General features: G+C 35.4%; 1 protein-coding gene. It reads left to right on the top strand.

Annotated features, from left to right (window positions below; translation table 11 throughout):
* Positions 1 to 40: 40 nt before the first annotated feature.
* A protein-coding gene (locus M2373_RS22530) for an IS3 family transposase (RefSeq protein ID WP_409013230.1) occupies positions 41 to 1,212 on the top strand; the annotation gives its coding sequence in 2 pieces (ribosomal slippage) (positions 41 to 389 and positions 389 to 1,212; 1,173 coding nt annotated over the 2 pieces). This gene is flagged as partial in the annotation.

Below are 1,212 nucleotides of genomic sequence, written 5' to 3'. Positions count from 1 at the left end.
TGTCCCGTCCTACAATAAGTTTACACAAAATAGACTTATTATGGAAAATCGAGATAAGATAAAAGCCAAGCGCACGCAGCGAGATTATACAATGTCTTTTAAATTAGGCCTTGTCAGTCGTATAGAAAAAGGCGAATTCACTTACCGACAGGCGCAGACACATTATGGAATCCAAGGGAGAAGTACGGTTTTGGTTTGGCTTAGAAAATATGGTAATTTAGACTGGAGTAAACCCATCATTCATACCATGACACAATCCAAAGAAACCCCTGCCGAAAAGATCAAAAGACTAGAGAAAGAATTAGCTGATGAGAAGCTCAAAACCAAGGTTCTCAATATGATGATCGATATCTCCGATAAGCAATACGGTACACAGATCCGAAAAAAGTATATCCCCAAACAGTCAGACAACTTCAGGAAGAAGGATTGAGTTTATCCAAAATCTGCAGATTGTTTGGGATAAGCAGACAAGCTATTTACCAGCAGGGTCAAAGGATTTGTGTTCGAGAAAAAGAGTTACAGAAAGTAAAACAGCTCATTGAGGATATCCGTATGGAACAACCCAGGATAGGAACAAGAAAACTTTATTATTTGCTTAAAAACAAGTTTAGGCTGGAAAAAATAAAAATAGGCAGGGATGCATTGTTCGATTATCTGCGAAGAGAAAATCTTCTTATTTATCCTAAGAAAAGATATACAAAAACAACTTTCTCCAAACATTGGCTCAGAAAATATCCTAATCTTTTGAAAACAACCCATCTCAAAAGAAAAGAACAGGTCTTTGTAAGTGATATCACTTATGTGAAAACCAAGACGAATGTCTGTTATTTATCGTTGATAACCGATGCTTACAGCAGAAAAATAATGGGTTACGAGCTGAGTGAGAATATGAATGCCGAAAATGTGGTAAAGGCTCTAAAAATGGCTGTAAGAAATAGAACTACAGGTCTTTCGCTCATTCATCACTCAGATAGAGGCTTGCAATATTGCTCTGAAATTTATCAAAAAGTGCTTAGAGAGAATAAAATAATGCCCTCAATGACAGATGGATATGACTGTTATCAAAATGCTTTGGCGGAAAGGATAAATGGAATATTGAAGCAGGAATTTTTGATTTATAAATGCAAAAATATTCATGATTTAAAACAAATGGTTAAAGAAAGTATTTATATTTACAACAACAAAAGACCACATCTGAGTCTGAAGATGAAA

Source organism: Chryseobacterium sp. JUb7 (genome assembly GCF_024806495.1).
GTDB lineage: Bacteria > Bacteroidota > Bacteroidia > Flavobacteriales > Weeksellaceae > Chryseobacterium.
Note: the sequence above shows the minus strand (reverse complement) of the source record. Positions and strands in the feature narration are given on the sequence as shown.